The following is a 748-nucleotide window of genomic DNA, read 5'->3' on the forward strand; positions in this document are numbered from 1 at the left end:
TTATTCTCCATCCATCCTTGGCGTAGAAATTTAGCTTGTGCCCACTTCTTCTCGATAGGATTTAGATCAGGGCTGTAGGGTGGTAAAAATAAAAGGCGATGGCCGTGTCTATTAAGCAGCTTTTGCACCCGTTTATGAAAGCTTGCGTTATCCATTACGATTACGCATTTGGTTTTTAGGCTCGGTATTAACGTGTACTTGCACCAGTGATAGAATACATCTCCATTGATGTTTTTCTCGAAGTAATCAAGTGCAAATAGTACTCTTTCGTACAGGGCACCAATGACGTTGGTACGTTTTTTACCTTGCCAATTGTAGCGATCGATACAAGGTTTGCCTATCAGTGCATAGCCATAAGGCCTGATGGTCTCATGCTCAAAGCCGCTTTCATCCATATAAACAATGGGATAGCCTTGAATCATATAATCACTCAAATGATTAAGATACTTAGCTCTTTTTATCGGGCAGGCCTTTGGATGTTCTAGTGTCTTTTTTTTGACTGATGTTCAATCGTTTTAAGGCATGATGAATGCCGGTTTTACTACAGCCTAGACGATTTGCGCGCTCATACTGATAGTCATCAGGATACGCTTTGACATCATGAAGCAAAGCGTCATCAGCTATTTTGGTCGGGGCTTTATATCGCCCTTTCTTAGGCTCTAAAATCTGTCTCCAGCTATGTATAGTACTGGTGCTAAGCTCGTAAAAAGCAGCAGCTTCTCTAACAGTCAGACCATTATCGATGCTA

Annotated in this window: 2 protein-coding genes; both read right to left on the bottom strand. The window is 41.6% G+C overall.

What is annotated here, in order from left to right:
* A partial coding sequence (locus tag CAN34_RS14575) for an IS630 family transposase (protein WP_254423202.1) occupies nt 1-461 on the bottom strand: 461 nt, incomplete at its 3' end.
* A partial coding sequence (locus tag CAN34_RS14580) for a transposase (protein ID WP_254423201.1) occupies nt 448-748 on the bottom strand: 301 nt, incomplete at its 5' end. The genes CAN34_RS14580 and CAN34_RS14575, both read right to left, overlap by 14 nt.

The organism is Psychrobacter sp. DAB_AL32B (assembly GCF_002224105.1).
Lineage (GTDB): Bacteria > Pseudomonadota > Gammaproteobacteria > Pseudomonadales > Moraxellaceae > Psychrobacter.